Genomic DNA, 26,372 nt, shown 5'->3' with positions numbered 1-26,372 from the left:
AGTTCATGCTACTAAAGCGCGATGATGACTCTTCGCAATCTCATCGCGCTTTAGTCTAAAGACCAGCGAGATATTGCGCGAGCGCTGCAAGATCGTCGACAGGCGTGGCGAGCATCAGATCAGTCATGCCGGGGTTGTTGCCGCGCGTACGGGTGCGGAAATCGGCGATTGTCTTGGCAAGGTATTCCCGGCTCTGTCCGGCCAAGCGAGGTGTCGTGCCACTGCCTTGAAACCGATCGAGATGGCAGCCGGTGCAGCCTACCGAGTGCTCGGCGCTGATCGCCTGCTGGGCTATGTGCTTCGGCGCGCGGGGTTGGCCCAGATCAGGCCACGGCTTTTGCGCGAAATACTCCGCGATCGCCAGCATGTCGACCTTCTCGAAGGACGACACGGTCGGGTGGATCTCGTTCTTGCGATCCCCCCGTTTGAAGTCGCGCAGTTGGATGTAGATGTAGCCTGCTTGCTGTCCCCAGATGATGGGAATCGACTTGTCGCCCGGCCTGCCGTCCTGGCCGTGGCAGCTCGCGCAGGCCTCCACTTTTTCCGCGATGCTTTGTGCAAAGGCGGGGGCTGCGGTCAATAATGCCCCGAGGATCATCCCGATCGAAATCACCCGGTTCAAATTGCAGACCGTCGAATTCCGGTGGGGTTTACAGAAGCGGGGCCGACTCCGGCCCCGCTTGGGTGATGGCGACGTTCGTTCAATCGAGCGTAAAGGCGATGATGTTGTTGCCACGCCTGAAGTTCACCTGAGTGTTACCGCCTGCGCCGACCACGATATATTGCTTATCGCCCACCGAATAGCTGGACGGCGGCGCATTGACGCCCGCACCGGCGCGGAAGCTCCACAATTCTTTGCCGGTGGACGAGTTGTAGCCGGCGAACTTGCCGTTGCCTTCACCAGCAAAGACCAGGCCGCCCGCGGTGGCGAGAATACCGCCGATCATCGGCTCTGACGTGTTCACCTGCCATCTGATCTTGCCGGTGTTGTAGTCGACGGCGGTGATATTTCCCGCCTGCTTCTCACCAGGAATGGCCGTGAAGGCGCCACCAAGCCAGAGCTTGCCGTTCGGATAGGGCGAGTTCTCGACCCGGTAGTGCATGGGCTGATGTAGATTGATGGCGTAGGCGAGCCCCTGTTCGGGGTCCGTAGCGATCGGCGACCATTCGACGCCGCCATTTGCCCCTGGAAGCATGCGCGCGCCTTCCTTGGTCGGCAAGGTCCACATATTCTCCTGCGGCACCATCGCCTCGGAGAACCGGATCAGGCTGCAGTCTTTCCGGTCGTGAACATAGATGTGACCGGTTTTGCCGGCATGGATCACGCCCGGAATGGTCTTGCCGTCCTTGTCCTTCACATCCACCAGCACCGGCGGGCTCGCGGCATCGAGATCCCAGACGTCGTGGGCAATATACTGAAGGTGGCAGACGAAGTTTCCGGTATCCAAGTCAAGCGATACCAGCGAGTTGGTGTAGAGATTGTCGCCGGGGCGCGGCGCACCGTCGAGGTCGGGAGACGGATTGCCGACCACGAAATAGATTCGGTTGGTGGCGAGATCGACAGCGGGATTTTGCCAGACGCCGCCGCCCAGCTTCTTGTAGGGGTCGCCGATCTTCGCGAGTTGGTCCTTTTCAGCCTGGATATCGCGATGCATATCGCGCCCCGTAGCGTCCTTGGTTGCCCAGACGCCGACGGAATTTTCGGGGATGGTGTCGAAATTCCAGACCAGCTTGCCGGTCTTCGCATCATAGGCCCTGACAAAGCCGCGGACGCCGTATTCGCCACCGTTGGTGCCGATCAAGACCTTGTCCTTGACGACCGTCGGAGCCATCGTCTCGCTGTAGCCGAGCTCGGGATCGGCGATATCGCTGCTCCAGACGACATCGCCAGTCTTCGCATTCAATGCCACCAGCTTGGAGTCCAGCGTGGCCAGATAAACCTTGTCACCGAGAACCTGGACGCCGCGATTATTGGGACCGCAGCAGTAGGTCGTTATGGGCCCCATCTTGTGGCTATAGTGCCAAAGCTGTTCGCCCGTCTTGGCGTCGATCGCATAGACGTGGCTGAACGATGTCGTCACGTACATCACGCCATCGATCACGATGGGCGACGTTTCCATGGATTCCTTGACCTCGGCCTGGAAGATCCAGGCGACGTGCAGGTTTTTCACATTGTCGCGGTTGATCTGCTTTGCGGGATGAAAGCGCGTTTGAGCGTAGTTGCCATTGGTCAGCAAAAAGTTCGTTGCATTCTTGTCCGCTGCATTGAGCTGGTCTTGAGTGACCGGAGAAACCTTCGCCTCGCGCGGAGGCGACCATTCATCCTGCAGCTTGACTTCTTGCGCTTGACTTGATGCTGCGAGCGTGCAGCCCAGGCCGAACAACGTGGCGTATGCAACAGAATATCTTTTCATGGCTCAGCTCCGTAATTATTCGAATTATCGGAACAGGCGCTCATGTACGTCTGCTCTTGAACTCTGATCTTGCGAAACCTGTTTGACAAGCAGAAAGCCATAGGCGTGCGCGGGCACGAAATCAGCGCGCGTTGCAGTACCCAAATCCTGCGATTCGCTAGGCGAGTGCGGCAGCGCGGCATGCATTTCAGAAGGACGCAGCTGCACACAAGCGTGCACTGCCGATCAGAGATATGTCGGCAACCAGTAAGCACCCTTAGGTCATGGTCACTGGCATAAATTCAGCGGACGCTCTTGTTACCGCCGAGGTATTGCCGCCAGACGATCGCGCGCCCGATCCAGAGCGACTCGGTGATAGCCTTGTCGTCGGGTACCACGATCCATTGCCCACAAAGACGACCGTGACAAAGCTCATTATCGCTATGGAAGCACCGTTCGGCTGTCGCCGAGGTGGACAATTAGAGCAAAAAAGCAACAGAGAACCAATAGAGATAAAGCAACAAAGATAGAGAGGGCGATGTGCGAGTTGGGTCACGCACAGAAGAACTCAGGTTGAGCATATCGAGTCCGCGTGGCCCAAAAGAGCGGACATCTAGCGGACATGCCGGGTCGGCCGCTTGGGCCACGAGCGGAAGCACTCCACTGAGTGAGACTTTCGCTTCCAGGTGTAGTCTTCAGCTTCGGGCCGAGGTTGCAGGCAATCAGGTTGAGGAGGAAGTCGGCGGCGACGCGAGCGGGGCCTCGGTGTTTCGTCATTGCTCGCCTCGTGTTAGACTTTACCTGCCCGATCAGGGAGAACAGCCATGACCGCCGAGTTCGATGAAGACCGCTTCAATATGGCTATCCGTAAATTTCTGAAGCATGTCGGAGTTACATCGCAGCGTGAAATTGAGAACCTAGTGCGTAGCGGGGAGGTGAAGGGTGGCAAGCTCAAACTGCGAATGACCCTGTCCGCTGAGGGGACGCCGCTGAAACATGTGGTCGAGGAAACAGTCGCGCTCTGACGATTGTCCCGGCTGTGGGAAGTCATGGCCCTGATCCTCACGAAGGCTATCATTGCGGTCGCCGGCCGAACGTCGCCTTCGGGTCAATAGCGTCGGTTTTGCGCTCGGCGGCAAACTTCCGGTTCGCAGCTATGAACCGACATGTGGCTGTGCCGTGTCAACGGAAGCGATGGGCTAGTTGCAGACGTCAAACCATTTTACTCCGCTGCATTTTGTCAATCAGGCGTTTGTCTTTAGCTTCTGTGTTTCTTGGGTAGCTCTGTTCGCCGATGCAGGCCTGACACAATTTGTGCCCATTGTAGTGAGGGCCCCGTTGATCGCCGCTGGTGGGGCGCGCTCGCGGGCAAGGATATCTAGAGATCCCCTCCTAGGATTTTCCTGCCCGCTGCGGTCTGGGACATCGTATCCTTGCAGGGATCACTCAACTCCGCCATGTGCGATTTTATGCAGGCCCTGATACCGCCGGTGCCCGGCACAATACCAGCACACAGCTTAGCAACGTCGGCCTTGCAGACCTTTCCGGCCACTGCAACCGTGAGCAAGCGTTCCTCGCAGGCTGGCGACAGGTCGGTCAAATGCGACTTTATGCAGGACTTGATCCGGCCCTCGCCGGGCTGAATGCCGGCGCACAGTGTCTTGATATCGCCGGCGCAGGGCTTGCCCGCTTGCTGTGCCACGGCGGCAGAGCCTGACCAAAGCAGCGCTGTCAATATAACAAGCCCGGATCGCATTCCTGTCATCTTAGATTCCTCTGAGATTCAAAAAGGGCAGATTGGGGGTAATATCCGAAAGCCGACCGCGGCGCGAGAACGACGCCGCTGGGACGCTGTAGGCGGTTTGTGAAGATGGCGCAAAGCGTGGCGCGCGAAGGCGGCCCGTCTGGCCAAGCGCGGACTCATGCATCGCAGCAAACGACATACATGAGTTGCACTTAAACTTCACTGCGGTGATGTGCTGGCGGTACAGAAGCGATATAGTGATTTTTCGAGTTGCCAGTTGGACGTGCCGAAGTTCCCTTCTTGATATTTCAATGGCAACCTGCATGCCGTCGGCGGGCATCGATCTAGGCCCGGATTCCGGGTGCATCGAAATGTAAAGTGCATCTTCAGACAACCTTCGAACGGAGGAGAAAATGCCTTTATTCATCACCTACGCCTCGTATTCCAACACTGGCATTAAGGGCATTATCGATAAGCCGATCGATCGCACCGAGCCGATCCGGACGCTGGTCGAGAAGGCGGGCGGCAAGCTTGTAGCGGCCTATATGACGACGGGCCCGCATGACGTGGTGATCGTGACCGAGCAGGCTGATGGATCGGATGCGGTCGCCGTTGGAATGGCCGCAGCTGCAAGCGGCGCCGTGGCCAAAATCGAAACGGTACGTGCCTGGACGCTTGCCGAGTTCAAGAGCATCGCCGAAAAGGCGTCCGGTTTGGCTGAAGTGTACGTTCCGCCTGGGCGGTAATTGCGCGTTTGCGAGGATGCCGGAGGCATCCTGGAGCGGCCGTGATTGCCGCAACCGATCAGTAGGGTAGACGGCCGTAGCGGATAGCCGGCTAACAGCGACGCGGCGTTCAAGGTTCGGAAAGAGGCCCGCGAGCTATCTGACGCGAGCCAAGCCTGCGGTATGCCAAACATGTCTGGGTGCCCGCGAGGGTTGCCAATGCGACCAGAAGACATTGAGACCTTGCGTAAAGACATGCTCGCGATCATCGCCGCCGGCGCCTCTGCGCTGCGCGACATAATCGGCAAGGACGCCTTAGATGAACGCGTCATGACGGCCATGGGCAAGGTGCCGCGGCATGCATTTGTGCCGATTGAACTTCAGCCCTATGCGTATGAAAATATTCCACTTCCAATCGGCTTCGGAAAGACGATCTCGCAGCCATTTATCGTCGCCTTGATGACCGATTTGCTCGACATCAACGCCGACGACAGTGTCCTCGAAATCGGGACCGGTCTTGGCTATCAGGCCGCCATCCTCGCGCAGCTGGCCCGCAAGGTATACTCCATTGAAATCATCGAAGAGCTTGGCCAGAAGGCGAAACAACGGCTCCGCGAGCAGGGCTGCAGCAATGTCGAACTCAAGATTACCAATGGCTATCACGGTTGGTCAGAGCACGCGCCCTTTGACAAGGTCATCGTGACGGCCGCTCCCGATCTCATTCCTCCTCCGCTGATCCATCAATTGAAAGCAGGTGGGAAAATGGTCATACCGGCCGGCCTGCCCAATGCACAGCAGCTCATTCTCGCGGAGAAGCTCGCCAACGGCAGAATGACGATGCAGGAGATTTTGACCGTCCGGTTCTCTCAACTCGCCCGCTCCCTAACGGTGGGCGGGGGCTTCGCTTTGGCATCCGTTGGACATCATGTTCCATGCCGCTGTTTTCGTTCAAGCTCATCAATTCCCACTTTGTCTCGGATTTTGGAGTGCATGACCTGCCGAGCGAAACAGACGCACAGATAGATGCAATCAGGCTTGCTCGGTCACTGCGCGAAACTCGCCCGGAGCTGGTCGGCCATCGCTATTCGATCTTCGTCAGTGACGATGATGGCAGAGCCGTGTGCACCATTCCCCTGGATGTTATCTTGTGACGGGGCTGATCGGGCCCGCCAGCTTGGACCGGCGGGTGCGAAGAGGTCGCCAACCGAGGGCGGCCGTACCCTCGCAATCGACGTCGCCGCTCCACCTCAGCGACAGCCTCGAATATTGCGACGATGGCCGCGACCAAGACCAGGCCTGTGCTCAGCGTGATCAGTATCATCTCAAGCATGATGGTCTAGATAACACCGGATCCGCCAAAACCATCCGGACCTCAGGTCGGACCCGGGGTATCGTCCTTCTTCGGCGCACGCAGCCCCGGCGAGTTAAGCCAATCGTCGATGTGGGCCTCCGTTTCCACCTGCCGTGCCTTTTTCAACGCGGCGTCGCGAACCAACCGGGATGCAACTTCAGAGGTCGCCGACGCACTGGCGCAGCGCGCAGCCGATACCGACGCCGAGGTCTCGTCGGCACTGCAAGACTTCATCGCCGCCAATGCCACAAAGCGCTTCGACATGCAGCTAGCGCTGCCCCTGCGCGGGCTCGCCTGATGCCCAGCGAGGATAAGCCACTGGCCGCCGGTGCGATGACCGCGACGTGCATCAACTGTGACGACCTCGGCTGGGTTTGCGAGAATCACCCGGACCGCTGCTGCGCTGAAACACATTGAACGCGTTCGCCGCATAGGAACGGGGAATTTGAGAAACAAGCAGCGGCGAGAACACAACGAACGAGTTGCTGGCGTGAAGTTCGATCACATAGAGGAAGTGATCGATGATCTTCGTCATTTTGGCTTTGGCAAGCCTGATCCGTTCTGGTCTCGGCAGGTCGTTAATTTCGATCTTCTTCTTTTTCTGCTTTTTCTTCTGCTTCATCTTGACCCGGCTTTGCTTGGACATGGCGAAATGGGGGCCTAAGCCCGGAGGGCTGACAACAGACCAGCACGGTTCATCCCCGCGTTTCTAGCCTCCGTTGTGCCCGACGCGCTATCCACCGCAATCTGTAGCGGCTTGCCTGCCCCGCGCGGCGCGACGATCCTGTCTCCACATGGGCAGCAAATCACGCGAGAGCATCTACGGCGCATCGGTCCGGGCGGCAGAGCGTTGACCCGGCTGCCGCCGCATGATGTTTGCACCGACTTTCAGGCGTGCACCGACTTCATCGCGCGATCCTCGCCCTCGGGCGCGTAGAGCACGAGGGTGACAAGGAGAACCGCAGCACCGTTCACCCAGTAATACCAAGCGTCCAGCCCGTGGAAGCCGAGCACAGAACATGAGCGGTGATTCTGAGCAGGAATTATTTTGCTGATGGCATGGTCGGTTGCTTGGTTTACATTTCTGCCGTCATGAGCGACCGAATGTACGGCGCGAGTAGCTTGAGATTACAGACGTGACCCGTCTGCGAAAATCTCGCACGTCGGCGGGTTCCCTGAAATGCGCATCCTTGATCACGGGCGTCAGCTCGTTGCGAAGGGCTTCAGGCAGTGCGGCCATAAGTTCGTTCAGCGGTCCGTGAGGTGGAATTCGGACTGAATGTCCCCCAATTATTGCTACCCCGGGACCGCAGTTGATCACGCCCCAGAGGATGATCGCGATAATATCGTCCCGCTTGCCGCGCGGAATTCGGAGAGGTGGGGGGCTCAACAAGAATCCATGTCCGGCGGAGGAACCAGCGTTGGTATGTAGTTCACCCCAGCCGACAATTGCCCCGGAATCATTCATTTGAATTGCAAAGTCTGGACTCCAACCGGATCCGGACGGGAAGAGATCGCTTACTGCTGTGATAAACCCTCCGCTTTGAAGATAGTAGTTAAATTCGTGCTCCAACAAGATTTGACCGTTAGCATTGAGGTCAACAATGCGGCCATTTGAGAATGGCGTGAGTGTGTCGGTGGTGGCATCGTAAATTGCCTCTACTTCGGGGCCGCCCCGACCAAAAAACCAAACCCACAGCTTGTCGTCGTTGGTGATGCGAATTCCATTGGACATGAAGGCGGGATTTGCCACCGCGCTCAGATTTGCACCATCGTAAAAGACGGGCACTTCGAGCTGATCGAAGCCTAGTACCCACCCTTGAACTCCGATCGTGTGGCCAAGATCGTTGATATCTTTCAATTCAAGGAAGGCCGTCGATGCGGGTGGTTGCGACGGTAACGTTGGCAACACCCAAGTAACCGCCTGGGTGTTGCGGTTGAAGATAAAACCTCTCATATCATCCGAGACGTCCAGGCTCTTTGCCGCTGTTCCCACCACATCGCCGGAATTGTTCAGCGCCGGCTGTACAATTGTGGGATAACCCGGAATTGCGATCGGCTCGGTCGTATTCGTTTCAAGATTGTAAAGCGAGTACTCCCGCGCGGTGGAGCCCTGCACGAGGGCGAGGACAACGCGATCGTTGTTGATGGCCCGTACAGCTATGATCTCAGATGGAAGAGTGATGAGAGTGCCGTCCACGAGACGGACAAAGTTTGGCGGGCTCGATTGCTTATTCCTTGTGGCTGCATCGGACCAAGATCTACGACAGAATAGCCCATGGGGTGTCTCTTGCAGATTGCAAGTGTTTCTTAGCACGGTCTGGTCGAGGGCACTTTGGGATTTTGCCGGCAGATGCCCGGCGTGTTTCCTGATTATCCGGCTCCGGCGGTGCGCAACACCGACATCGGGCGCAAGTTGAGCATGATGCGCTGGGGCATCCGCCACCACCGCAATCCCCTTTCGCCATCCGGGACACCGACCGTCAGGCAGCAGCTTTGTTCTTGATTGCACCAATGATCGCAGTGAGTATGGCTCCGCCAGCGCCACCGGCAACTACTTGCGAGATAACGCCGCCGACAGTCAGATTACCCGACTGGGCTGCGGCTACGACCGATGGCAGTAACAACGTCACGACCTGCCCGAGAACCCCGCCTCCGACCAGACCAGAAATGATGTTACCAGCGGTCCCAAGATCAAATGTCGGCGATGACTTGCCTGCGCCAACGCCGCCAAGCGCTCCTGCAACAAGGTTTATCAAAATCTGCTCCATTTCGATCTCCTGTGATCTGCAGCATTGGTAATCTCACACAAAGACGAGACGGCTCCGACGCGGGGTTTAGGGGGCGAGCGTCGGAGCCGTCCCGCTCCGCCGACCGCTCGCGTGCGGGTAGTCGATCCAAATGGTCGTCGGTGGGGTTGTAGCAAGCGGCAGGATCGCCCAACGACCATTGATTTATGTCAACGCACTAAGGCAACCGAGACCACGGTCGGAGCGGCTAATAGCCGAAGCGTATGCGAATCGCCATAAGACTTGGGCTTGCGGCATCAGCGTAAAAGGATGTGGTCTGGTTCGTACTGAATGAGCAGCGTCTGCTGTTTGCCTTCGCTGGCATCTGGACGACGTTCAGCGGTGATCGCGGCACGAAGTCGAAGCCGGTGCCGGGGCCGCATCAGGTCTACGGGTTTCTCACGACATCGCCCAACGCGGTGGTCGAGCCGATCCATCCAAGGCGATGCCGGTGATCCTGACGACCGACGAGGAGCGCGACGTTTGGATGCGCGCGCCGCACCAGGAAAGATGAAGAGCGTCTATACCCGTGAAAGTGTCATCGCCGTGGGCGGCGGCGCCATCGTCACACGCCTCGGCCCGCCGATCCGCCGCGGCGAGGAGCTGCCGGTGACCCGGACGCTGGCCAATCTCGGAATGCCGATCCTGCGGACGATTTCCGACGTCGGCCTGATGGAAGGCGGCAGCTTTGCCTTCATCACGCCCAAGTTGGCCGTTGTCGGGCTGTCGAGCCGGGTCGACGAAGAAGGCGCGCGCCAGCTCGAGGACGTGCTGCGCACCCAGGGCGTCGAGCTGCTGCGCGTTCACCTCACCGGATACCGTCTGCACATCGACGGCATGTTCGTGATGATCGATCGCGACACCGCGTTCGTGAACCCGACGCTGCTGGTTCTGGTTCCTCGAAAAGCTCAAGGAATTGAAGATCCGCCAGATCGAGGTCTGCCCCGACGACCAGAATTGGGTGATCAATTGCCTTGCGGTTCGTCCCGGGCACGTGATCGTGCCGGAAGGAATTTCGCCGCGGACCATGGAGAAATTCGCCAAGGCCGGCGTGACCACCCGCGTCGTCGCTTACGACAAGGTCGCACTCGGCGGCGGCGGCATCCATTGCTCCACCCCGCCGTTGATCCGCGACCCGCTCTGACGACGGGTCGAGAACCGACCAGCCGGTTCCCTTGCGGGCGCACAGCGACGAGCGTGCGCCCGATCCGCCGAAAGCCGATTCGGTTTCACGACCGCGCGCTGCAAGGGCGGCCGGAGCCGGAAAAAATGGCTGAGCGACCGCCAGCCGCCCCCATCCCGGGCGATTGAACGACCTGCTGCACATCATCTATTGCGGCGCCGGCGGGACGTTGAGCGCGCGACACTGCGCCGCGATGCTGCGGCCAGACCTCGTCAAGGAGAATATCGACGGCGAGGCCATCGAATGGGCCGCGTGGCGTTTACGCCGGCGCGAAGAAAGGCGGAAACATCTGATCGTGCTGTCCGACGGTGCGCCGGTCGACGATTCCACATTGCAAGCGAATGGCGACGGCTATCTGAACCACCATTTGCGTCGCGTCACCGGCGAGATCGAGCAGGCCGGCGACATCAGACTTGCGGCGATAGGCATCGGCCATCCGGTCGAGCGGTATTACAAGGAAGGCATCACCATCAGCTCTCCTGAAGAGTTGGAGAGCACACTGATTCAGCTCATCAACCGGCTACTTATTGCACCTCGATGTTCGCGTCCTTGACCAGCTTGCGCCAGCGGTCCTCTTCCTGCCCGACATAGCGATCGAGCCCTTCCGGAGAGCCCCCAACCATGATGAGGCCTTCGTTCGCCTCGAGTTGCTTGAAGCCACCGGACTGAACGGCCTTTGCGACCGCCTGATTCAAGCGTGCAATCACGGGACCGGGTGTCTTGGCCGGAGCGTACAATCCGTACCACGACTCGGCGGCGTAGCCGGGCACCCCCGCCTCCGCGACGGTCGGCAACTGCGGAAACGCGGTCGAACGCTCGGCGGAGGTGACCGCCAGCGCCCGGAGCTGGCCCGCCGCCACCAGCGAGGCCGCGCTTGCCACGGTGGTAAACATCACGTCGATCTGCCCACCCAGGAGATCGCTGATCGCAGGCGCCGCGCCCTTGTAGGGCACCGCCGTCATCTTGACCTTCGCCATCGCATTGAACAGCTCGCCAGCGAGATGAGCCGAAGTGCCGGTGCCGAACGTACCGAAATTGAGCTTGCCCGGATTGGCCTTCGCCTCGGCGATCAAATCGGCGATCGAGTTGATCTTGGATGTGGGGTTGACGACGACGATATTGAAAGATCGCGCGATCAGCGAGACCGCCGCGAAATCCTTGTGCGGATCGAACGGCAGCTTGTTGTACAGGCTCGGGTTGACCGCGTGTGCGAAGGTCGCCATCAACAGCGAATAGCCGTCGGGCTCGCTCGTGGCCACAGTCTGGGTTCCGATGATGGTACCGGCGCCCGGCTTGTTCTCGATGATGACGGATTTGCCGAGGTCCGTTTGGATGTCCTGCGCTGTCGTTCGCGCGATGATGTCGGTCCCGCCACCGGCCGCGAAGGGCACCACGATCTTGATGATCTTTTCGGGATATTCGGCGCGCGCCGGCGCGACTCCCAGTCCCGCGACCGCCGGCAAGGCGGCATAGGCGAGGAGGGCGAGGTTCAGCCAGCGCCGCGCGGCGAAGCCCTTCCCGCGAACGCCGTCGTGATTGATGATTTCGCCAATGGCCATCTGGAGCTCCATCCGATTTCGTTCAGACATTGAGAACAACCAATCCGTCGGCCGCCTTCACGCCCTGGCTCGCCGGCAGCACAAACACCGGGTTGATTTCGGCTTCGGCGAGGCGGTCGCCGAGTTGCGCAACCATGCGCGAGAAAGCGACGATCGTTCCTGCAAGCGCTTCGACATCGCATTTCGGCCGTCCCCGAAAACCGTCCAGCAACGGCCATGTGACGAGATCGCGCGCCATCGCGCGGGCCTCGGTCAGACCGAGGCCGCCTTCAGATGGAAGCAGACGCATCGTCGTGTCCTTGAGCAGTTCGGCGGTGACGCCGCCCATTCCGAGAAGGATCGCGGTGCCCAGGGGATCGCGATGCATCCCGAGAATGATTTCAACGCCGCCCGAGATCATCTGCTGAACCAGGAACCGTTCGGCTCGCTTCCCGGTCCTGGCCGCGACCTCCTCCGCCATCACGCTCAGGCGGCCGCCAATCGTCTCGGCAGTCAGGTTGACCGCGACGCCGCCGACATCGCTTTTGTGCGCAATCTCGCGCGAGAGAATCTTCAGCACGACCCGGCCACCGAGGTCGCGCGCCGCCTGTTCCGCTTCGCCTGATGTTGCGACCACCTTCTCCGCCACGATCGGAACGCCGAAACGGGCGAACAGGGCCTTGGCCTGTGCCTCGTCCAGCGATCCCGCCGGGAAGTCGCTGATATCGGCCGTCGTCTCGATCGAGCCGGATGTCTGGACCTGTTCCGGCAGTCCGGCCTGCAAGAGCCCATCGAGCGCAGCGGCGCAGCTCTCGGCGGACGTATAGGCCGGGACGCCTCGCCGAGTGAGGACGGAGACCACGTCGGGCGCGTAGGGACTCACATAGGCAATGACGGGCTTGTCACTCATCGGCAGGCAGTCGTGGATGGCATCGGCCATCAGAGTCGGCGATCCCACGGCTGACGAGCCGACAATGATGGTGAGCGCATCGTAGGAGGGACTTGCGAGCAGGATGCGGATTGCGGCGCGAAGCAGATCCGGCTGCAGACCGGCCAGCGTCACGTCGATCGGATTACGATCGAGCGTGGCGTGCGATCCCGACTGCAAGGCGCGCAATTGCGCGGCCGTCTCAGTGTCGGGAGCGGGTGTCGCAAAGCCGGCGACGCCGAGACTGTCGGACACGATTGTGCCGGCGCCGCCGGTCGAGGTCAGGATCGCCACACGCCTGCCGGACAGCTTCCGTCCCGCCGCAAGGGCCGCGGGAATGTCGAGCAGGTCATCGAACGTCTTGGCGCGGATCACGCCGAGCTGCCCGAACAAGGCGTCGTACATGCGGTCGGAGCCCGCAAGCGCCCCGGTGTGCGAGACGGCCGCCTGTGCACCCGCCTCCGATCGCCCGATCTTGAAGGCGACGACGGGTTTGCCGGCGCGTCGCGCCTTGAGGACCGCCTGGCGAAAGCGAGCCGGATTGCGGATCGCCTCGATATAGAGCGCAATGACCCTGGTCGCGCTGTCGTCGGCAAGAAAGTCGATGAAATCAGCGAGCTCGAGATCGGCTTCGTTGCTGGTCGACACCAGCTTCGACAGCCCCACCCCGCGCGCGGCGGCGCGCGACAACAAGGCCCCGAGAATGCCCCCGCTTTGCGAGACCAGCCCGATCGCGCCGGTCGGGAAGTGATCCATCGCCAGCGCGCCGGATGCCGAAAGCACGATATTGTCGGTGAGATTCACCAGGCCGATCGTGTTCGGCCCGAGCAGGCGCATGGATCCGGCGGCTTCCATGAGCTGCTTCTGGCGTTCGGCGCCTTCTGCCCCGGTTTCGGTGAAGCCGCTGGCAAGAACGATTGCCGCGGCCGCGCCCCGCTCCGACAATTCGCGCACCGCGATATGCGCACGCTCGGCACCGAGCAGGACGATGCCGACATCAGGCACATCAGGCAGCGAAGCGACGTCGGCGTAGCAGGCCAGACCGCCGATTTCCGCGACCTTCGGATTGACGGGATAGATCTCGCCCGCAAAGCCGTGCTTCTGGAGATAAGAGACCGGTCGCCCCGCCGTCTTGGTCGGGTCCGCCGATGCACCGATGATTGCGACGCTGTGCGGCCGGATCAGGCGTTCGATGGCATCCATCGCTCAATCCTTCGACGAGGATTGCGCGAGGAACGCCGTCACGGCGTCCCGGTGCTCCGCGCTGGTGTAGCAGATGGCCTGCGCCTGGCTGCCGAGACTGAAGATGTCATGCGCAGAGTGCTCGAAGGTCTCGTTCAGGATCTTCTTGCCTAGCGCCAGCGCGGTGGGAGATCCCTGCGCCAGCTCAGTCGCCCAGGCCCGCGCCGCCGGCAGCAGCTCGGTCGAGGCCACCTTGCGATCGACGATGCCGAGCGAGAGCGCTTCATCGGCCTCGACGACGCGCCCGGTGAAAATCAGCTCCTTTGCCTTCGCAAGCCCGACCCGGCGAGGCAGGAAATACAGGCCGCCGCCGTCGGGTATCAGGCCTCGCTTGATGTAGGACCAGGTGAATTTCGATCGTTCCGTTGCCATGACGAAGTCGCAGGCAAGCGCGGTGTCCGCACCGAGGCCCGCCGCGGCGCCGTTGACGGCGGCAATCGTCGGTTTCGGCAGGCCCAGCAGGAACGACTGCACGTGGTGCACGCCCTGCTGACGGCTCCATCCGTTGAATGCGACTTCGCCCTGCGGCGCTTCGAGCCGGCGCTTCATTCCGCTGATATCGCCGCCGGCGCAGAAGGCGTTGCCGCGCCCGGTCAGCACCAGGGCCTTGATCGCCCTGTCGCGGGAGACGGTTTCGAGCGCACTGACGAACTCGGTGCGCATGTCGTCGCTCATGGCATTGCGCCGTTCCGGCCGGTTGAATGCGATCGTCGCGACACCGGCGTCGACGGAAAACTCGATGAGCTGATAGGACATGGCAAGCTCCGTGGTTGGAGTTCTTCTTCCCGGTGCCTATAGCGGCTTGCAACCTCCGCAACATCCCCCTAATTCCACTGAGTGGAAATGCCGCGGGAGGCTGGATGTGGTGCGGGCGCGCAGATATGCGGGCGGGGTTGATGGCAACCGGTCGCTCGAAAGGGGCATCGAAATCCTTCGGGCTTTCCGGCCCGGCGTCGACACGCTGGGCAACGGCGAGATTGCGGAACGAACCGGATTGCCGCGATCGACGGTCAGCCGGCTGACACGAACGCTGGTCAATTCCGGGATGCTCGACCAGGTCCGCACCGAAAGGGCCTACCGCCTGGCCGCGTCCGTCATCAGTATCGGTCACGCGATGCGGACAGGATCACCCGTGCTCAACGCGATCGGCGCGATGATGCGGGCAGAATCGGCGAAGCGCCGGCTCAACGTGGGGCTTGCGACCGCGGATCGAACCATGATGGTCTACCTCGAATCGATCCGCTACAGCCCCCGCGCGGCGCTGCGCAACGTGGTCGCCGGGCAGCAGGTGCCGATGGAGTTGACGTCGCTCGGTCGTGCCTATCTGGCCGGCATTGCCGGGGCCGAGCGCGAGCGATTGCTAAGACTGTTCAAACGGCGCAGCGATGCGGCCACGAAGGCGCTGCTTGCGGACGTCAGGACATCGATCAGCTCCGTCGAACGCGACGGCTATTGCGCGGTGTCGTGGCAGCCTGCCGTTCTTGCCGTCGCAACGCCCATCGTGCTCGACGGGCTTCCGGTCTACGCACTGAACATGAGCCTGCAAAATGTCGATCGGTCCGATGCACTGGCGAGCGAGATCGGCTCGTACCTCAACGCCTTCGCAGCCAAGTGCAAGGAGGCGCTGGCGGGTCGTGAATCCGAATGACGCGATGGCCGACGAAGAGGGGCGCTATCGCATCTCCGGGGCTCCTCCGGCCGTCGAGCGAAAAATCAAAAAGCGAATTTCCCTTCTGATTGCGTCCCGTTCACAGGGCGACGACATACCCGTCCCGCCTCGGATCGGCGGCACCCGTCATCACTCCGGTTTCCGGATCGAGCGCGATGGCCTGCATGCCGCCGCAGAGCATGGTCCACCCGGTGTCCAGGATCTCGATCTCGTGGCCGCGGCCTTTCAGTTCGGCGATCGTTTCCGGCGCGATGCGGTTCTCCGCTTGAATGAAGCGGCCATCCCAAAGCCGCGCACGCGGCGCCTCGATAGCCTGCTGCAGCGGAAGGCCGAACTCGACATACTGCACGAAAGCCTGAGCCTGGGTTTGCGGGATGCCGTAGCTGCCGGGCGTACCCAGCGCGAGCACCGGACGGTTGCTCCGCGTCGCGAGCGACGGCGCCATGGTCACCGGCAATGCGTCGCCTGGTTTGGCCAGGTTGGGGCTTCCCGGCTGCACATCAGCCCAATGGAGATGATTGTTGAGGCAAACGCCGGTCCCGGGCACCACAACGCCGCTGCCGAACGGGCTGCCGAGACTCTGCGTGATGCAGATCAGATTGCCCTCGGCGTCTGCGATCGAGAACGAGGTGGTATGCCCGGGATCGGCACGATCTTGCGGCATCCATTGCTCGGTGGGGCCAGTGATCGGCTGGCCGTCGCTCACGCGCTGCCGCAGCCGCGCGATCACCGTGTCGGACAAGGCGCCGGCTGCTTGATCCAGTCCCAGATTGCCGTGTGCGATCCGCTCGCCGGCTGCAAGACGGATCGCGCGATAGACCGTGTCGAGATGATCCGCGCCGTCCTTCGGCAGGCGCCCAAGGTCGTAACCTTCAAGAATTTTGAGGGTCAGAGCCAGTTGGAAACCGCCGCATTGCGACGCCGGGACGTGAAGCTCGAGCCCTCGATACGACACGGTCAGGGGATCGAGCCAATGCGGCTTGACGGAAACGAAATCGGCCAGTGTCAGGCTGCCGCCGAGCGTACGGAGATAGTCTATGATCCGCCGGCCGAGCTTGCCGCCATACAGATGCTCCGGCCCCAATTCGGAGATCTCCGCAAGCGTCCGCGCGAGTTCAGGCTGAGGGATGATGCTGCCGAGCTTCACCGGTATGCCGTCCGGCAGGTAGTTCTTGACCAGCGCTTTGTGTAACTCCGGCCAGGGCTCGAGCAGCGGCACTTGCTCGTTGATCTCATCGCGACCGAAATCCGAAAGAGCAAAGCCGTCGCGCGCCAGCGTCATCGCCGGAGCCAGGACATCGGGAAGCGATTTGCGTCCATAGCGCGAGAGCAGCTCACACCAGCCCGCGAGATTTCCGGGCGTTGAGGCCGCCTGCGCGCCGCGCTCGAGCTCGAGGCGGCTGGTGTATTTGCCGACCGGGAAGCTCGCGGGCGTCGGCGGCGCGAAGTCGAGCACGCGAACGCGCTTCTCGCTTACGACCCAGATCGTGGCCAGTCCAAACCCGGCAAGGCCCGACATGAACGGTTCGACCACATTGAGGGCGGCCGCGGTGGCAACGGCCGCATCGAAAGCGTTGCCGCCCTGGATCAGGAGTCGTGCACCAGCCTGCGCCGCAAGCGGATGCGCGGCAGCGACCATGCCGTGCCGCGAGAACAGCGTCGGACGCCCATATGTCCTGGCGAGTTGCACCTGTTCAGGCTTCCCCGCGATCAACGACCGCTCGCCGCTGCCTGGATCGCCTCCGACATGATCTCAAGACCGCGATCGATTTCGGCCTCGGACACCGTGAGCGGCGGCGCGATTCGGAACACCCCGCCCATGCTGGGCAGCTTGACGATATTCATGCTGAGACCACGACGCATGGCTTCCTCCATGATCCGCGCGCCGAGTTCGAAGCCCGGCGCCTTCGACTGCCGGTCGACGACGATTTCAAGGCCGAGCAGAAGCCCGCGGCCTCTGACGTCGCCGACGCATTCGAACCTTTGTTGCAACGACAGCAATCCATCCCGGAGCCTGTTGCCCCTGGCGGTCGCCTGCGCGACCAGCCCGTCGCGCGCGACCACGTCGAGCACCGTCACGCCGATCGCGGCGGGCAAGGGATCGGAGACATGCGTAGTGTAGAACAGGAAGCCGCGCTCGAACGCGGTTTGCTCGATGGCCTGGGTCGTCATGACAGCGGCGAGCGGCAGGCCGGCACCGAGCGTCTTCGACAGCGTAAGAATGTCCGGCACTACGCCGTCGCGCTCGAAGGCAAACATGTGCCCGGTGCGGCCAATTCCGGTCTGGGCCTCGTCGAGGATCAGCAGCATGCCGCGCTGTTCGCATTTTCGCTTCAGTACAGCGAGATAGCCGAGCGGCAATTCCAGAATGCCGCCGCTGGACAGGATCGGCTCGGCGATGAAGGCCGCCAGATTGCCGGTCGACTGGCTGTCGATCAACGCGAACGCATCGTCCAGCTCGGCCTGCCAGTCGTTGCTGCCATCGGCGTTCCTGAAACGAGGGCGATAGGCGTTCGGCGCGGGAATGACGAACGATCCAACCGCAGCCGGTCCGTAACCGCGTCGGCCGGCGCTGTAGGTCGCTGATGCCGCAGCCCCGGTCATGCCGTGCCAGCTTTGCGCGAAGGCAACGATCTCGTGCCTGCCGGTCACGAGCTTTGCCATTCGGATCGCCGCTTCGTTGGCTTCCGCACCTGTCGTCAGCAACTGCACGCGCTCGAGGCCGGGAGCAAGCGCGGCGAGGCGCTCGGCCAAATTCACCACCGGGCGCGAGAGCATGCCGCTGAAGAGATGAGCGACCGCCCCCATTTGCCGCGCGACGGTGGCGACGATATCGGGATGCGTGTGCCCCAGCACGGCACTCATCTGACCCGAGGTGAAATCGAGGATGGCTCGTCCATCGGCGTCGTACACGAAACTGCCGGCCGCCCGCTCGATAATGACGGGTTCGAAACTCGGGCCGTAGCGGGTCAGATGCGTGTTGGCGGAAGCCCAGAAATCGGGATCGCTATTCAAGGTCATGACAAGCCACCTGCATTCGGGATGCCAGACCTCTAGCCAATGATTTGACTTCAGGCTAATTGATATAATTCAACCTGGATATCAATCTGACTGATACGGATGCTGGATCTCACCCTTCTGAGAAATTTCATCATCGTGGCCCGGGTCGGTTCCATCAGTCTGGCCGCCCTGCAGATCGGCCGGACGCAGTCCGCGCTCAGCATGCAGATGCAACGGCTGGAAGAGACGATCACGCAGCCGCTGTTTCACCGCAGCGGGTCCGGAATGAGGCTGACTGCGGCCGGCGAGAAACTGCTCGCCCACGCCGAGACGCTGCTGGCGCAGCACGACGAGATTCTGGCCGACATGAGCGGTGAAGGGCTCAAGGGGACGCTGAGCCTGGGCTGCCCGGAGGACTATTCGATCGCCTTCCTGCCGGCGCTGCTGAAGGGGTTCTGCGCGCTCCATCCCAATGTCGAACTGCGCATGGTCTGCGCCCCGACCTCCGAGCTGCGCCCCATGCTGGCGCGGCGCCAGATCGACATGGCGCTGGTCTCGCTGTCTGACGCCGGTGCGAGCGATGTGATCCGCCAGGAGCGCTTCGTCTGGGTGGCGAACGAGGCCGAACCGAAAATACTGACGCAAGACGTCCTGCCTCTGGCCCTGGCAGCACCGATGAGCCTGGACTACCGCGCAGCCTGCGCCGCGATGAACGCGGTCAATCGGCGCTACAGGGTCGCTTACGCCAGCAACAGTCTCGCCGGCTTGATCGCGATCGCGCGGTCCGGTCATGCGATCAGCGTCCTGACGCGAACCGCCGTTCCGTTCGATCTTCACATCGTGTCGGCCGGATTGCCTCTGCTTCCGACGATCGGCATCGCGCTTGAATTCTCGGAGGCCAAGCCGTCTTTGTTAACGACAACGCTAGCCGAGCACGTTCGCACCGTGCTGCCCGGACTGAAGACCAAGGCAGAGATCGATTGAGAGGGGTATCGGGAGAGGACGTCGCTGGTGTCCCGAAGGAGCTTGTCGTCAGCGACCAAAATGTTCGCAGCTTTGTAGGAAAATGGCGCGCTACGGCCGATGAAGATGGGCACTACTGCTTCGCCGCGGCGCTATGATGCAACCTTCAATTTTGCTCAACTGCTGCCCAGGGCGGACGTGAACGTCGAAGACCGGCCGCGTCCACCGCTATTATTGTTGTTCCACCTGCAGCCGAAAAGGAAAGACGGCTTGCAAGGCCGGTCGGTCCGTATGGAAAAGTTGGACGAATTGGTCACCACGCACTTGACTGAGCGACTGTTTCAGCCGGAGCGGCTGGCGACGATCGACTTTATCCGTCGACGTGATGCCTATCTGTCGAGCGCCATGTCTGCCTTTGTACGGTCAATCACAAAAGAAAAAATCCCGACGCAGGAGGCGGCCGAATAAGAGCGGTTCGTCGACCGCCGACACCTTCCACGGAAAGCCCCCTCAGGCTTGTGCGACGGTGCCATCTGCGACCGCCTCCAAAAAGTCTCGAAAAGCCGTCGCTGTCGTGCATGTCGTTGAATTTGCCGAAAGGTGACGGACGCACGCTCATCCGATCGACACGCAGCCTCCGACCGCGTCCGAGAGGTCCAAGATTCGATCCCTTGTGCGCCCACCACTTCCATATCGGTCTCAGAGACTTAATGACTTAGTTCCCTCGCGGCGTGCCCCAGAGGCGCTACGGCACAACACGGGCACGTCGCCAAAATCGCTCAAGAGAGCGGCGGTGGGCTCGTGACGAAATTAGAGCTCACGGTGGTGGAGTTTTGCTCGCCGAGAAAGGTAGGACCGAGCCCGTTTGCCGAAGAAAGCTGGTCTTGGTCCAGATTGAGGCATGGTCGGCCGAGACCGGCAGCATGAATCAGGCTCGTTGGCGGCCCCCATCCGGCTCGCCGGATACAATCCGCAACAACCCAAGGATCTCGATCGCTGGAAGCAGTGTTTCTACCCAACCTCACTCGAAGCGATAATCTGTGATGTCGACGCCAACGATGAGCGGCTCGGCGGCCGGCGTATTGTCCGACTTTCTCGGATAGACTCGAAATTTGGAGGCCAGCACGATGCCCTCGACGACCACGGGTTCGAGCAGATAGCGCGCCGCTGCGTTGTTGCCCTGAATCTCGACCTCGTAGTCGTGACGTCGGATCAGGCCGTTGGAGTCGACATAGAACGTCTGCTCCCTGCTGTGTGTCGCGATAGTTTCGGGAAAAGTCACCCTTAGCCGCCGCCAGGTCTCGCCCTCCTCCGGCCAGGGCGCGATCTCTTCGGCCACGACTCCCGGCTGGGCCAGTATGAAGGGCGATGTCAGATAGGTCCACGTAGTGTAGCCCGCGAAATAGGCGAGTTGGGGGTCGCTCCAATGCGTCTCCATCGCGAAGCCAGCGAAACTCGCGCGCGGCTTCGGCAAGCTGTCGACGACCTCGCCGTCCGGGGTCTCGATCCTGACCTCGTCCGGCGTGAAGCGGGAGCGGTTCGGTGTCGGGTGGAACGGCCAGTGCGACACCTCCTCTTTGCGGAGGTCGACCCGGACATTGGCATGAGTGAGGACATCCGGCTTTCCTTTGATATCCCAGAGGACACCGAACTGGTGAAGCCGCGCCGTAAGGTGCGAGAACTGCCGGAACTGAACGAGGCCGCCATGGGCCTCGATCACGTGCTGCTGAATCTGTTTCTTCACCTCACTCGTCCAGGAAGGTTCGGCAATGGGCGACGAACCTCGCCGGATATTGGAACAGCGCGCCGTGGCCCGAGTCGGGATAGATGATGAGCTGCGCGTTCTTCGTCGCTTTGAACATGTTGTAGGCGTTAATGCTCGGAAACATGGTATCGTCGCTGCCGTGCACGATGAGCGCCGGCTGCCCGAAGGCGCGTAGCGTTGCGTCGCCTTCATCCTTGCGCGCGCACCAGCCGATGATTGCCTTCGCCTGAGGCTCGCTGACAGCGTCGCCGCTGTCCGGATCACGACCTTCAGAGCGGGCCGTTGCGCGGGCAACGAAGGCACGGCCGGCGCGCTGGCTTTCTTCGGAAGGCGTGAAAAACAAGGGCAGACGCACATCCGGCGCACCTCGGGAGAAGGCGTCGTCGACCACTTCGAGAAGGTGTTCTTCGCCACCCCGTGGTGCCGCGCCGGCGATGACGACCTTGCCGATCAGGTCGGGGTGCTGCACGGCGAGGACTTGGGCGAGCATACCGCCGAGGGAGAAGCCGAGAAGATCAATCTTCGACAGACCAAGGCCCCGCACGAATGACTCGGCATCGGCCGCCATCTGTTCCACCGTGTCGGGCGTCCGGCCAGTCGAAGTGCCGATGCCGAGGTTGTTGAACGCAATGACCGGCCGCGTTTCGGCAAGGCTGTTCATCACTTCCGGATCCCAGGAATCCATCGTCCCGGTGAAGTGCTGCAGCAGGATGAGCGGTGTCCCGACCGTCGGGCCAAGTCGCCTGAAGGCAAAGCCGACGTCGCCGACGTTCAAGTATTCTGTTCTTGCGGTTTCGAGTGACATGATTGTTCCTCTGTGAGCTGCCTCGCCCGAGGCAAGGTCGATCCGGATGATTGGCGGCGCATCTACATGGTGAGGACGATGCGGAAGCGGGCTTTCCCCGCCATCATCTTGCGATAGGCTTCCGGCGCGCGTTCCAGCGGCATCGTCTCGATCATGGCAGTGACGCCGGCGAGCGAGCTGAAGCGCAATGTGGCGTCGGCGGTGGCCGGGTCACCGGTCAAGGCACCCTCGACAGAGCGCCCGCCGAACAGAAGGTCCGAGGTTGCGATCTCTACGGGTTCGGGAGATGCACCGAGTGCGATGATCCGGCCGCGCGGCCTAAGCCCCTTCACCGCGTCGGCCACGGCCTTGCCGCCCGACGCGGTGACGACGACAAGATGAGCGCCCCCCAGATCTTGCAACGCCGAAGCAACCGGGGCGGTCGAGCTGTCGATATAATGATGGGCGCCGAGCTTTCCGGCGAGGCCATCCTTGTCCGGCCCGCGTCCGATTGCCACGACCTCGAAGCCCATGCGCCGCGCGAACTGCACGGCCAGATGTCCGAGGCCCCCGATGCCGATAACGGCGACGAGGTCGCTGGCGCGTGCGGGAGAGTTGCGGAGCGCGCTGAAGGTCGTCAGTCCCGCGCAGAGCAGCGGAGCAGCGTCTTCCGAGGCGAGACCATCGGGGATCGACACGAGGCCGCTGGCGCGCGTGAGCATGTATTGCGCGTAGCCCCCATCATGATGAATGCCGGTGAACTCCTGGTTCCGGCAGTTGACGAGATCGCCGCCGCGGCACTCTGCACAATGTCCGCAACTGCCTCCGAGGAAGCCGACGCCGACACGCTGCCCGAGCGTCCAGCCCTCGACGTTATTGCCGACCGCATCGATCACGCCTACCGCCTCATGGCCCGGCACGCGCGGCCATTGGATTGGGAAGGCCCCTTCGACCGTCGCCGCGTCGGAGTGGCAGACGCCGCAGGCCTCGACGCGAAGGCGGACCTGCCCCGGGGCGGGATCGACAAGCGGCTTTTGCGTCAGTTCGAGCTGTCCCGGCCCGACGGCCTGGACGGCGGTGTATGTTGTCGGACGGTGCGACATGAAAGCTCCAGCGTCTGAAAAGCTATCAGAGCGCTACCAGCGGCCTCCCGAAGTCGACAGGACGTAGATGCCGTCATTCCGGCCATGAACATGGCGAAACGTCGCCGGAACAACCATCTAGGCGGGTAGCAACCGTCACGGAGAAAGCATGAAGATTGGCCTTGTCCTTTGCCCGAATTTCCAACCCATCTGCTTCGGGGCCGTTGCGGCGTTCGACGTGGCCAACAAGCAAGCCGGCGAGACGCTCTACGACGTGCGCGTCCTCTCGGAGGAAGGAGGGCTGGTCGCCTCGTGGGCCGGCATGCAGGTCATGACGGACCCGTTCGACGACGCGCCCTATGACACGCTGATCGTCGCCGCGGGCCTTGAGATACCGACGTCGTCGCCGGGATTGGTCCGGCTGCTCCGCGCCGCCGCTCGCGACGCGCGACGGGTTGCCGCCATCTGCCTGGGCTCGTTCGTCCTAGGCGATGCGGGTTTGCTCAACGGCCGGCGCGCCACGACCCATTGGCGTTACGCCCAGGCGCTGCAGGACCGCTTCCCCAGCTGCAAGGTCGATATGGACAAGATCTTCATCGCGGATGGGCCGATCTGGACGTCGGCCGGCATGACGGCGGGAACGGACCTCGTCGTGGGCATGATCGAGCGCGATCATGGATCCGACATCGCCCGTTCGGTCGCGAAGGGCATGGTCATGTACCATCGCCGCTCTGGGGGCCAGTCCCAGCATTCCACCTTGCTGGATCTCAGTGCCAACGAAGACAGGGTCCAGCGCGCGCTGAACTACGCTCGTCAGAATCTTGCGGAAAGTCTGACGATCGATGACCTCGCTGAGGCCGCGTGCCTCAGTCCCCGGCAGTTCACGCGACTGTTCCGGTCAGAAACGGGCACCACGCCGGCGAAGGCGGTCGAAGCGCTGCGGGTCGAAGCCGCGAAATTGATGCTGGAGCAAAGCCGGTTGCCGATCGAGGTCATCGCCCGCGAGGTGGGGTTCGCGAACCGGGAGCGGATGCGCCTGGCGTTTGCCCGCGTGCATGGGGAGGTCCCAAGGGCCATCCGCAATGACGCCGGACCTCTCGCCACGCTTTAGCCGCCAGCCCGGAGAAGCACCGCTTCCAGTTCGCTGTCGGGGTAAGGACCGACTTGCCGGACACGGTCATCGCCGAACTGGCCGAACAACGACGAGAAACGAGCGCATTGGAACACTGCCGGGTGAGACGGCAACCTAAAGCTGATCATCCGCCATCAGTCCGTCGGATCATCTCGCAATGTTGCGCTTGGACTCCCAAGGCTCATGGCTAGCTGAGGGCGATGTTGGAGAGATCGATCGAGACGACGAGCGGCTCGGTGCTGAAGCTGCCGTCCGGCTGACGAGCATAGATCCGACGCTTCGTCGGGAATTTGATGCCAAAGACCTCTGCGTAGCCTTCGATGATGTGCGCGCCGGGCGTGTTGCCGGCGATTTCAACGTCGTAGTCATGGCGCTTCAACAGCCCCTCGGCATCGAAATAGAGCGTCTGCACGGTGCTGTGCGTCGCGATCCCGGCCGGAAACCGCACGGCGAGGCGGCGCCAGTCGCCGCTGTTGGTCGGCCAGGGCTCCAGTTCCTCGGTCTCGACGCCCGGCCAGGCGAGCAGGAACGGCATGTTCAGATAGGTCCACATGGCGCAACCAGCAAAATAGGCGAGTTGCAGTTCCGTCCACGGCGTTTGCAGCTCGTGGCCGGCGAAGCTTGCCCGCGGCTGAAGCAGTTCTTCGAGAACTGTTCCGTTCTCGGTCTCCAGGGCGACCCGGCCAGGCTCGAAGCGGGAGCGCCGATTGCCAGCGCCGAAAGGGGCGTGAGACGCCCACTGCTTCTTGAGACCCACGGTGACGTTGGTCTGCTCGAGGGTGACGGCCTGCCCCTTCAAGGACCACAGGGCGCCCCCCTGTATGAGATCGGCGGAGACCTGCTCGAATTGCCGCCACTGGTCGAGGCCCCCATGAGCTTCGATGGCAAAATCTTTAAGTTGCTTCATTGGTGCGCTCCTGCGAGAGCCACGCGAGAAGGCGCGACTTTATCGCTGAAGACTAGGCGCTCGGTGAAGCCTGCCGGAACGCCTTAGATGCCTTGTTTCTGGCCATAGCCGCCATGAGATGAACGCTGGCATCGTTTCCGCTGGGCGGCTGGAAAACTATCCCTGTCGAAAGCGCCGTTGTGCCGGGCAGTGAGATCGGCTTTGAGGAGCAGTCCCCGCCATCGGATCTTCGGGAGACCTGCTAGACGTTACGCGCTTCATCGCGCGGGCGACGTCAGTGTTGCATCACAATGTTGGCCGGGACGGCGCTGGGCGACCGGTAGACTCAACGTTTCCATAGCTGTTTCTACACCAACCTGCGGTTTCCGGCTCGAGTTCTGCGAGCGCGCTCCGAAATGGTGACCACTCTGATCGCGCAGATGTCCAATTTGCTCGCCCCCAATATCCAAATCTACGACGCTCACGTAGTCGACTTGCACCAATGGGCCTGTGCGCGGTACCTCGTTGGTGTGGAGGCTGCAGAAACAAAGGCGCGGTTGAACTCGGCTCTCGACCGAATTTCAGAACGGATCACGCTGGCGTCCGAACTCTGTCCCGCCCAGAGGCAATCCGCGGGCCAAACATCGACCTTATGTTTCAATGAAATGGCGGAGAGAGTGGGAGTCAAACCCACGATTTTCGATCATTCCACTTCGAGCAATTGAGAGTACTCGTTAGCACTCGCCGGCCTCCTGCCCTCAAAAATGCAGATCCGACACATGCGCTACAAGCCTGCTCACGTTGGCTGTGGTGAGATTTTTCTTGATCTCCCGGTGCACACGTCGTGCACACGCTGCCTTCTAAGCAATTGAAGATCCTAAACTCTCGCTCCAATCCATCATGGGGGCTGTGGAGAATCTCCAGCGTAAGTCTTTCATTATATTGATCTATTTTTTCTCCACTCGATCCTATAAGGGATTGGACCGACTGAAGAATTTCGCGCGACCAAGCTTCCGCACATTGGTTTCTCTAAGATCATATCCGACCAGATTGGAAGCGAAAATCGCGCTTTTGCATTCTCAGTGCACACGAAAGTCGAAGTGCACACGCGTGGCGCCTACGGCGAATACCCAATTGCCATCGATCACAACGCGTTCGTTGACCGACGCCGCGCCCTGCCGGCGAGCAGCCGCAACAC

General features: G+C 61.5%; 25 protein-coding genes and 1 pseudogene. 11 read left to right on the top strand and 15 right to left on the bottom strand.

Going from position 1 to position 26,372, the window contains the following annotated elements:
• Window positions 1-55: 55 nt before the first annotated feature.
• A complete protein-coding gene (locus tag IVB46_RS38085; protein WP_247345247.1) occupies window positions 56-613 on the bottom strand; it encodes a cytochrome c4 in 558 nt (185 codons plus the stop codon).
• Window positions 614-701: 88 nt separating this feature from the next.
• Window positions 702-2,414, bottom strand: coding sequence for a PQQ-binding-like beta-propeller repeat protein (locus IVB46_RS38080; protein WP_247344962.1), 1,713 nt, complete (start codon window positions 2,412-2,414; stop codon window positions 702-704).
• 803 nt (window positions 2,415-3,217) lie between these two features.
• On the opposite strand from IVB46_RS38080, the gene IVB46_RS38075 reads away from it, so the two are divergent.
• On the top strand, window positions 3,218-3,418 hold the full coding sequence (locus IVB46_RS38075) for a DUF6494 family protein (RefSeq protein WP_027548237.1): 201 nt from the start codon (window positions 3,218-3,220) through the stop codon (window positions 3,416-3,418).
• Window positions 3,419-3,771: 353 nt separating this feature from the next.
• Here the strand turns inward: IVB46_RS38075 and IVB46_RS38070 are convergent, their stop codons facing one another.
• Window positions 3,772-4,158 (bottom strand): cysteine rich repeat-containing protein, encoded by a 387-nt coding sequence (locus IVB46_RS38070; protein WP_247344959.1) that lies wholly within the window; start codon window positions 4,156-4,158, stop codon window positions 3,772-3,774.
• A gap of 392 nt (window positions 4,159-4,550) precedes the next feature.
• Between IVB46_RS38070 and IVB46_RS38065 the strand changes: the two genes are divergently transcribed.
• The 3 genes from IVB46_RS38065 to IVB46_RS38055 all read left to right on the top strand — a co-directional run bounded on the left by IVB46_RS38065 (window position 4,551) and on the right by IVB46_RS38055 (window position 6,511).
• Window positions 4,551-4,883 carry a GYD domain-containing protein gene (locus IVB46_RS38065; protein ID WP_247344956.1) on the top strand — a complete coding sequence of 111 codons (333 nt, stop codon included), beginning with the start codon at window positions 4,551-4,553 and terminating at the stop codon, window positions 4,881-4,883.
• A gap of 198 nt (window positions 4,884-5,081) precedes the next feature.
• A complete protein-coding gene (locus IVB46_RS38060; protein WP_247344953.1) occupies window positions 5,082-5,885 on the top strand; it encodes a protein-L-isoaspartate(D-aspartate) O-methyltransferase in 804 nt (267 codons plus the stop codon).
• Between the two features lie 416 nt (window positions 5,886-6,301).
• Window positions 6,302-6,511, top strand: coding sequence for a hypothetical protein (locus tag IVB46_RS38055; RefSeq protein ID WP_247344949.1), 210 nt, complete (start codon window positions 6,302-6,304; stop codon window positions 6,509-6,511).
• A 51-nt stretch (window positions 6,512-6,562) separates the two neighbouring features.
• Here the strand turns inward: IVB46_RS38055 and IVB46_RS38050 are convergent, their stop codons facing one another.
• The 3 genes from IVB46_RS38050 to IVB46_RS38040 form a co-directional block, all read right to left on the bottom strand.
• Window positions 6,563-6,859, bottom strand: coding sequence for a hypothetical protein (locus tag IVB46_RS38050; RefSeq protein ID WP_247344944.1), 297 nt, complete (start codon window positions 6,857-6,859; stop codon window positions 6,563-6,565).
• Window positions 6,860-7,303: 444 nt separating this feature from the next.
• Complete coding sequence (locus IVB46_RS38045) at window positions 7,304-8,413, bottom strand: hypothetical protein (RefSeq protein ID WP_247344940.1); 1,110 nt, start codon at window positions 8,411-8,413, stop codon at window positions 7,304-7,306.
• 283 nt (window positions 8,414-8,696) lie between these two features.
• The gene (locus IVB46_RS38040; protein ID WP_247344938.1) at window positions 8,697-8,984 is read right to left on the bottom strand and encodes a hypothetical protein; all 288 of its coding nucleotides are present in this window, start codon (window positions 8,982-8,984) and stop codon (window positions 8,697-8,699) included.
• A gap of 284 nt (window positions 8,985-9,268) precedes the next feature.
• On the opposite strand from IVB46_RS38040, the pseudogene IVB46_RS38035 reads away from it, so the two are divergent.
• From IVB46_RS38035 to IVB46_RS38025, 3 genes and pseudogenes are all read left to right on the top strand, one after another.
• Window positions 9,269-9,501, top strand: a pseudogene (locus IVB46_RS38035) (SOS response-associated peptidase family protein); the annotation flags it as partial.
• A gap of 11 nt (window positions 9,502-9,512) precedes the next feature.
• On the top strand, window positions 9,513-10,313 hold the full coding sequence (locus IVB46_RS38030) for an arginine deiminase family protein (RefSeq protein WP_247345244.1): 801 nt from the start codon (window positions 9,513-9,515) through the stop codon (window positions 10,311-10,313).
• Entirely contained in the window at window positions 10,310-10,738 is a 429-nt protein-coding gene (locus tag IVB46_RS38025) for a hypothetical protein (protein ID WP_247344935.1), read from the top strand. Before IVB46_RS38030 ends, IVB46_RS38025 begins: the two co-directional genes overlap by 4 nt.
• On the opposite strand, the gene IVB46_RS38020 is transcribed toward IVB46_RS38025, so the two are convergent.
• Genes IVB46_RS38020 through IVB46_RS38010 form a run of 3 tightly spaced genes read right to left on the bottom strand, consistent with a single transcriptional unit; the run spans window position 10,710 to window position 14,649 of the window.
• On the bottom strand, window positions 10,710-11,744 hold the full coding sequence (locus IVB46_RS38020; protein WP_247344932.1) for a tripartite tricarboxylate transporter substrate binding protein: 1,035 nt from the start codon (window positions 11,742-11,744) through the stop codon (window positions 10,710-10,712). The two genes, IVB46_RS38025 and IVB46_RS38020, sit on opposite strands and share 29 nt — an antisense overlap.
• 22 nt (window positions 11,745-11,766) lie before the next feature.
• On the bottom strand, window positions 11,767-13,854 hold the full coding sequence (locus IVB46_RS38015) for an acetate--CoA ligase family protein (protein WP_247344929.1): 2,088 nt from the start codon (window positions 13,852-13,854) through the stop codon (window positions 11,767-11,769).
• A gap of 3 nt (window positions 13,855-13,857) precedes the next feature.
• Window positions 13,858-14,649, bottom strand: coding sequence for an enoyl-CoA hydratase/isomerase family protein (locus IVB46_RS38010; RefSeq protein ID WP_247344925.1), 792 nt, complete (start codon window positions 14,647-14,649; stop codon window positions 13,858-13,860).
• A gap of 106 nt (window positions 14,650-14,755) precedes the next feature.
• Here IVB46_RS38010 and IVB46_RS38005 point away from each other — a divergent pair, with 106 nt between their 5' ends.
• Window positions 14,756-15,541, top strand: coding sequence for a helix-turn-helix domain-containing protein (locus tag IVB46_RS38005; protein WP_247344921.1), 786 nt, complete (start codon window positions 14,756-14,758; stop codon window positions 15,539-15,541).
• Between the two features lie 100 nt (window positions 15,542-15,641).
• On the opposite strand, the gene IVB46_RS38000 is transcribed toward IVB46_RS38005, so the two are convergent.
• Window positions 15,642-17,252, bottom strand: a complete 1,611-nt coding sequence (locus IVB46_RS38000; RefSeq protein ID WP_247344917.1) for a gamma-glutamyltransferase — start codon at window positions 17,250-17,252, stop codon at window positions 15,642-15,644.
• 20 nt (window positions 17,253-17,272) lie between these two features.
• Complete coding sequence (locus tag IVB46_RS37995) at window positions 17,273-18,583, bottom strand: aspartate aminotransferase family protein (protein WP_247344915.1); 1,311 nt, start codon at window positions 18,581-18,583, stop codon at window positions 17,273-17,275.
• Between the two features lie 99 nt (window positions 18,584-18,682).
• Here IVB46_RS37995 and IVB46_RS37990 point away from each other — a divergent pair, with 99 nt between their 5' ends.
• The gene (locus IVB46_RS37990; RefSeq protein ID WP_247344912.1) at window positions 18,683-19,546 is read left to right on the top strand and encodes a LysR substrate-binding domain-containing protein; all 864 of its coding nucleotides are present in this window, start codon (window positions 18,683-18,685) and stop codon (window positions 19,544-19,546) included.
• A 99-nt stretch (window positions 19,547-19,645) separates the two neighbouring features.
• On the top strand, window positions 19,646-19,993 hold the full coding sequence (locus IVB46_RS37985) for a hypothetical protein (protein ID WP_247344909.1): 348 nt from the start codon (window positions 19,646-19,648) through the stop codon (window positions 19,991-19,993).
• 553 nt (window positions 19,994-20,546) lie between these two features.
• Here IVB46_RS37985 and IVB46_RS37980 read toward each other — a convergent pair.
• The 3 genes from IVB46_RS37980 to IVB46_RS37970 all read right to left on the bottom strand — a co-directional run bounded on the left by IVB46_RS37980 (window position 20,547) and on the right by IVB46_RS37970 (window position 23,177).
• Complete coding sequence (locus IVB46_RS37980) at window positions 20,547-21,269, bottom strand: hypothetical protein (RefSeq protein WP_247344907.1); 723 nt, start codon at window positions 21,267-21,269, stop codon at window positions 20,547-20,549.
• 1 nt (window position 21,270) lies between these two features.
• Complete coding sequence (locus tag IVB46_RS37975) at window positions 21,271-22,095, bottom strand: alpha/beta hydrolase (RefSeq protein WP_247344904.1); 825 nt, start codon at window positions 22,093-22,095, stop codon at window positions 21,271-21,273.
• A gap of 62 nt (window positions 22,096-22,157) precedes the next feature.
• A complete protein-coding gene (locus IVB46_RS37970) occupies window positions 22,158-23,177 on the bottom strand; it encodes an alcohol dehydrogenase (protein ID WP_247344901.1) in 1,020 nt (339 codons plus the stop codon).
• 148 nt (window positions 23,178-23,325) lie between these two features.
• On the opposite strand from IVB46_RS37970, the gene IVB46_RS37965 reads away from it, so the two are divergent.
• Window positions 23,326-24,267 carry a GlxA family transcriptional regulator gene (locus IVB46_RS37965; RefSeq protein ID WP_247344898.1) on the top strand — a complete coding sequence of 314 codons (942 nt, stop codon included), beginning with the start codon at window positions 23,326-23,328 and terminating at the stop codon, window positions 24,265-24,267.
• A gap of 208 nt (window positions 24,268-24,475) precedes the next feature.
• On the opposite strand, the gene IVB46_RS37960 is transcribed toward IVB46_RS37965, so the two are convergent.
• Window positions 24,476-25,195, bottom strand: a complete 720-nt coding sequence (locus tag IVB46_RS37960; RefSeq protein WP_247344895.1) for a hypothetical protein — start codon at window positions 25,193-25,195, stop codon at window positions 24,476-24,478.
• Between the last annotated feature and the right edge of the window lie 1,177 nt (window positions 25,196-26,372).

Origin of the sequence: Bradyrhizobium sp. 61, assembly GCF_023073075.1 — a bacterium.
Taxonomy (GTDB): Bacteria; Pseudomonadota; Alphaproteobacteria; order Rhizobiales; family Xanthobacteraceae; genus Bradyrhizobium; species Bradyrhizobium barranii.
This window is presented reverse-complemented; position numbering and strand designations above follow the sequence as displayed.

Bases quoted from the DNA above. Each gene is read 5' to 3' on its own strand.
- IVB46_RS37985 (WP_247344909.1), top strand. From the start codon at position 19,646: ATGAAGATGGGCACTACTGCTTCGCCGCGGCGCTATGATGCAACCTTC.
- IVB46_RS38015 (WP_247344929.1), bottom strand. From the start codon at position 13,854: ATGGATGCCATCGAACGCCTGATCCGGCCGCACAGCGTCGCAATCATC.
- IVB46_RS37965 (WP_247344898.1), top strand. From the start codon at position 23,326: ATGAAGATTGGCCTTGTCCTTTGCCCGAATTTCCAACCCATCTGCTTC.
- IVB46_RS38075 (WP_027548237.1), top strand. From the start codon at position 3,218: ATGACCGCCGAGTTCGATGAAGACCGCTTCAATATGGCTATCCGTAAA.
- IVB46_RS37975 (WP_247344904.1), bottom strand. From the start codon at position 22,095: ATGTCACTCGAAACCGCAAGAACAGAATACTTGAACGTCGGCGACGTC.
- IVB46_RS38060 (WP_247344953.1), top strand. From the start codon at position 5,082: ATGCGACCAGAAGACATTGAGACCTTGCGTAAAGACATGCTCGCGATC.
- IVB46_RS38020 (WP_247344932.1), bottom strand. From the start codon at position 11,744: ATGGCCATTGGCGAAATCATCAATCACGACGGCGTTCGCGGGAAGGGC.
- IVB46_RS38070 (WP_247344959.1), bottom strand. From the start codon at position 4,158: ATGACAGGAATGCGATCCGGGCTTGTTATATTGACAGCGCTGCTTTGG.
- IVB46_RS37960 (WP_247344895.1), bottom strand. From the start codon at position 25,195: ATGAAGCAACTTAAAGATTTTGCCATCGAAGCTCATGGGGGCCTCGAC.
- IVB46_RS38010 (WP_247344925.1), bottom strand. From the start codon at position 14,649: ATGTCCTATCAGCTCATCGAGTTTTCCGTCGACGCCGGTGTCGCGACG.
- IVB46_RS38080 (WP_247344962.1), bottom strand. From the start codon at position 2,414: ATGAAAAGATATTCTGTTGCATACGCCACGTTGTTCGGCCTGGGCTGC.
- IVB46_RS38055 (WP_247344949.1), top strand. From the start codon at position 6,302: ATGTGGGCCTCCGTTTCCACCTGCCGTGCCTTTTTCAACGCGGCGTCG.
- IVB46_RS37970 (WP_247344901.1), bottom strand. From the start codon at position 23,177: ATGTCGCACCGTCCGACAACATACACCGCCGTCCAGGCCGTCGGGCCG.
- IVB46_RS37990 (WP_247344912.1), top strand. From the start codon at position 18,683: ATGCTGGATCTCACCCTTCTGAGAAATTTCATCATCGTGGCCCGGGTC.
- IVB46_RS37995 (WP_247344915.1), bottom strand. From the start codon at position 18,583: ATGACCTTGAATAGCGATCCCGATTTCTGGGCTTCCGCCAACACGCAT.
- IVB46_RS38030 (WP_247345244.1), top strand. From the start codon at position 9,513: ATGAAGAGCGTCTATACCCGTGAAAGTGTCATCGCCGTGGGCGGCGGC.
- IVB46_RS38065 (WP_247344956.1), top strand. From the start codon at position 4,551: ATGCCTTTATTCATCACCTACGCCTCGTATTCCAACACTGGCATTAAG.
- IVB46_RS38050 (WP_247344944.1), bottom strand. From the start codon at position 6,859: ATGTCCAAGCAAAGCCGGGTCAAGATGAAGCAGAAGAAAAAGCAGAAA.
- IVB46_RS38040 (WP_247344938.1), bottom strand. From the start codon at position 8,984: ATGGAGCAGATTTTGATAAACCTTGTTGCAGGAGCGCTTGGCGGCGTT.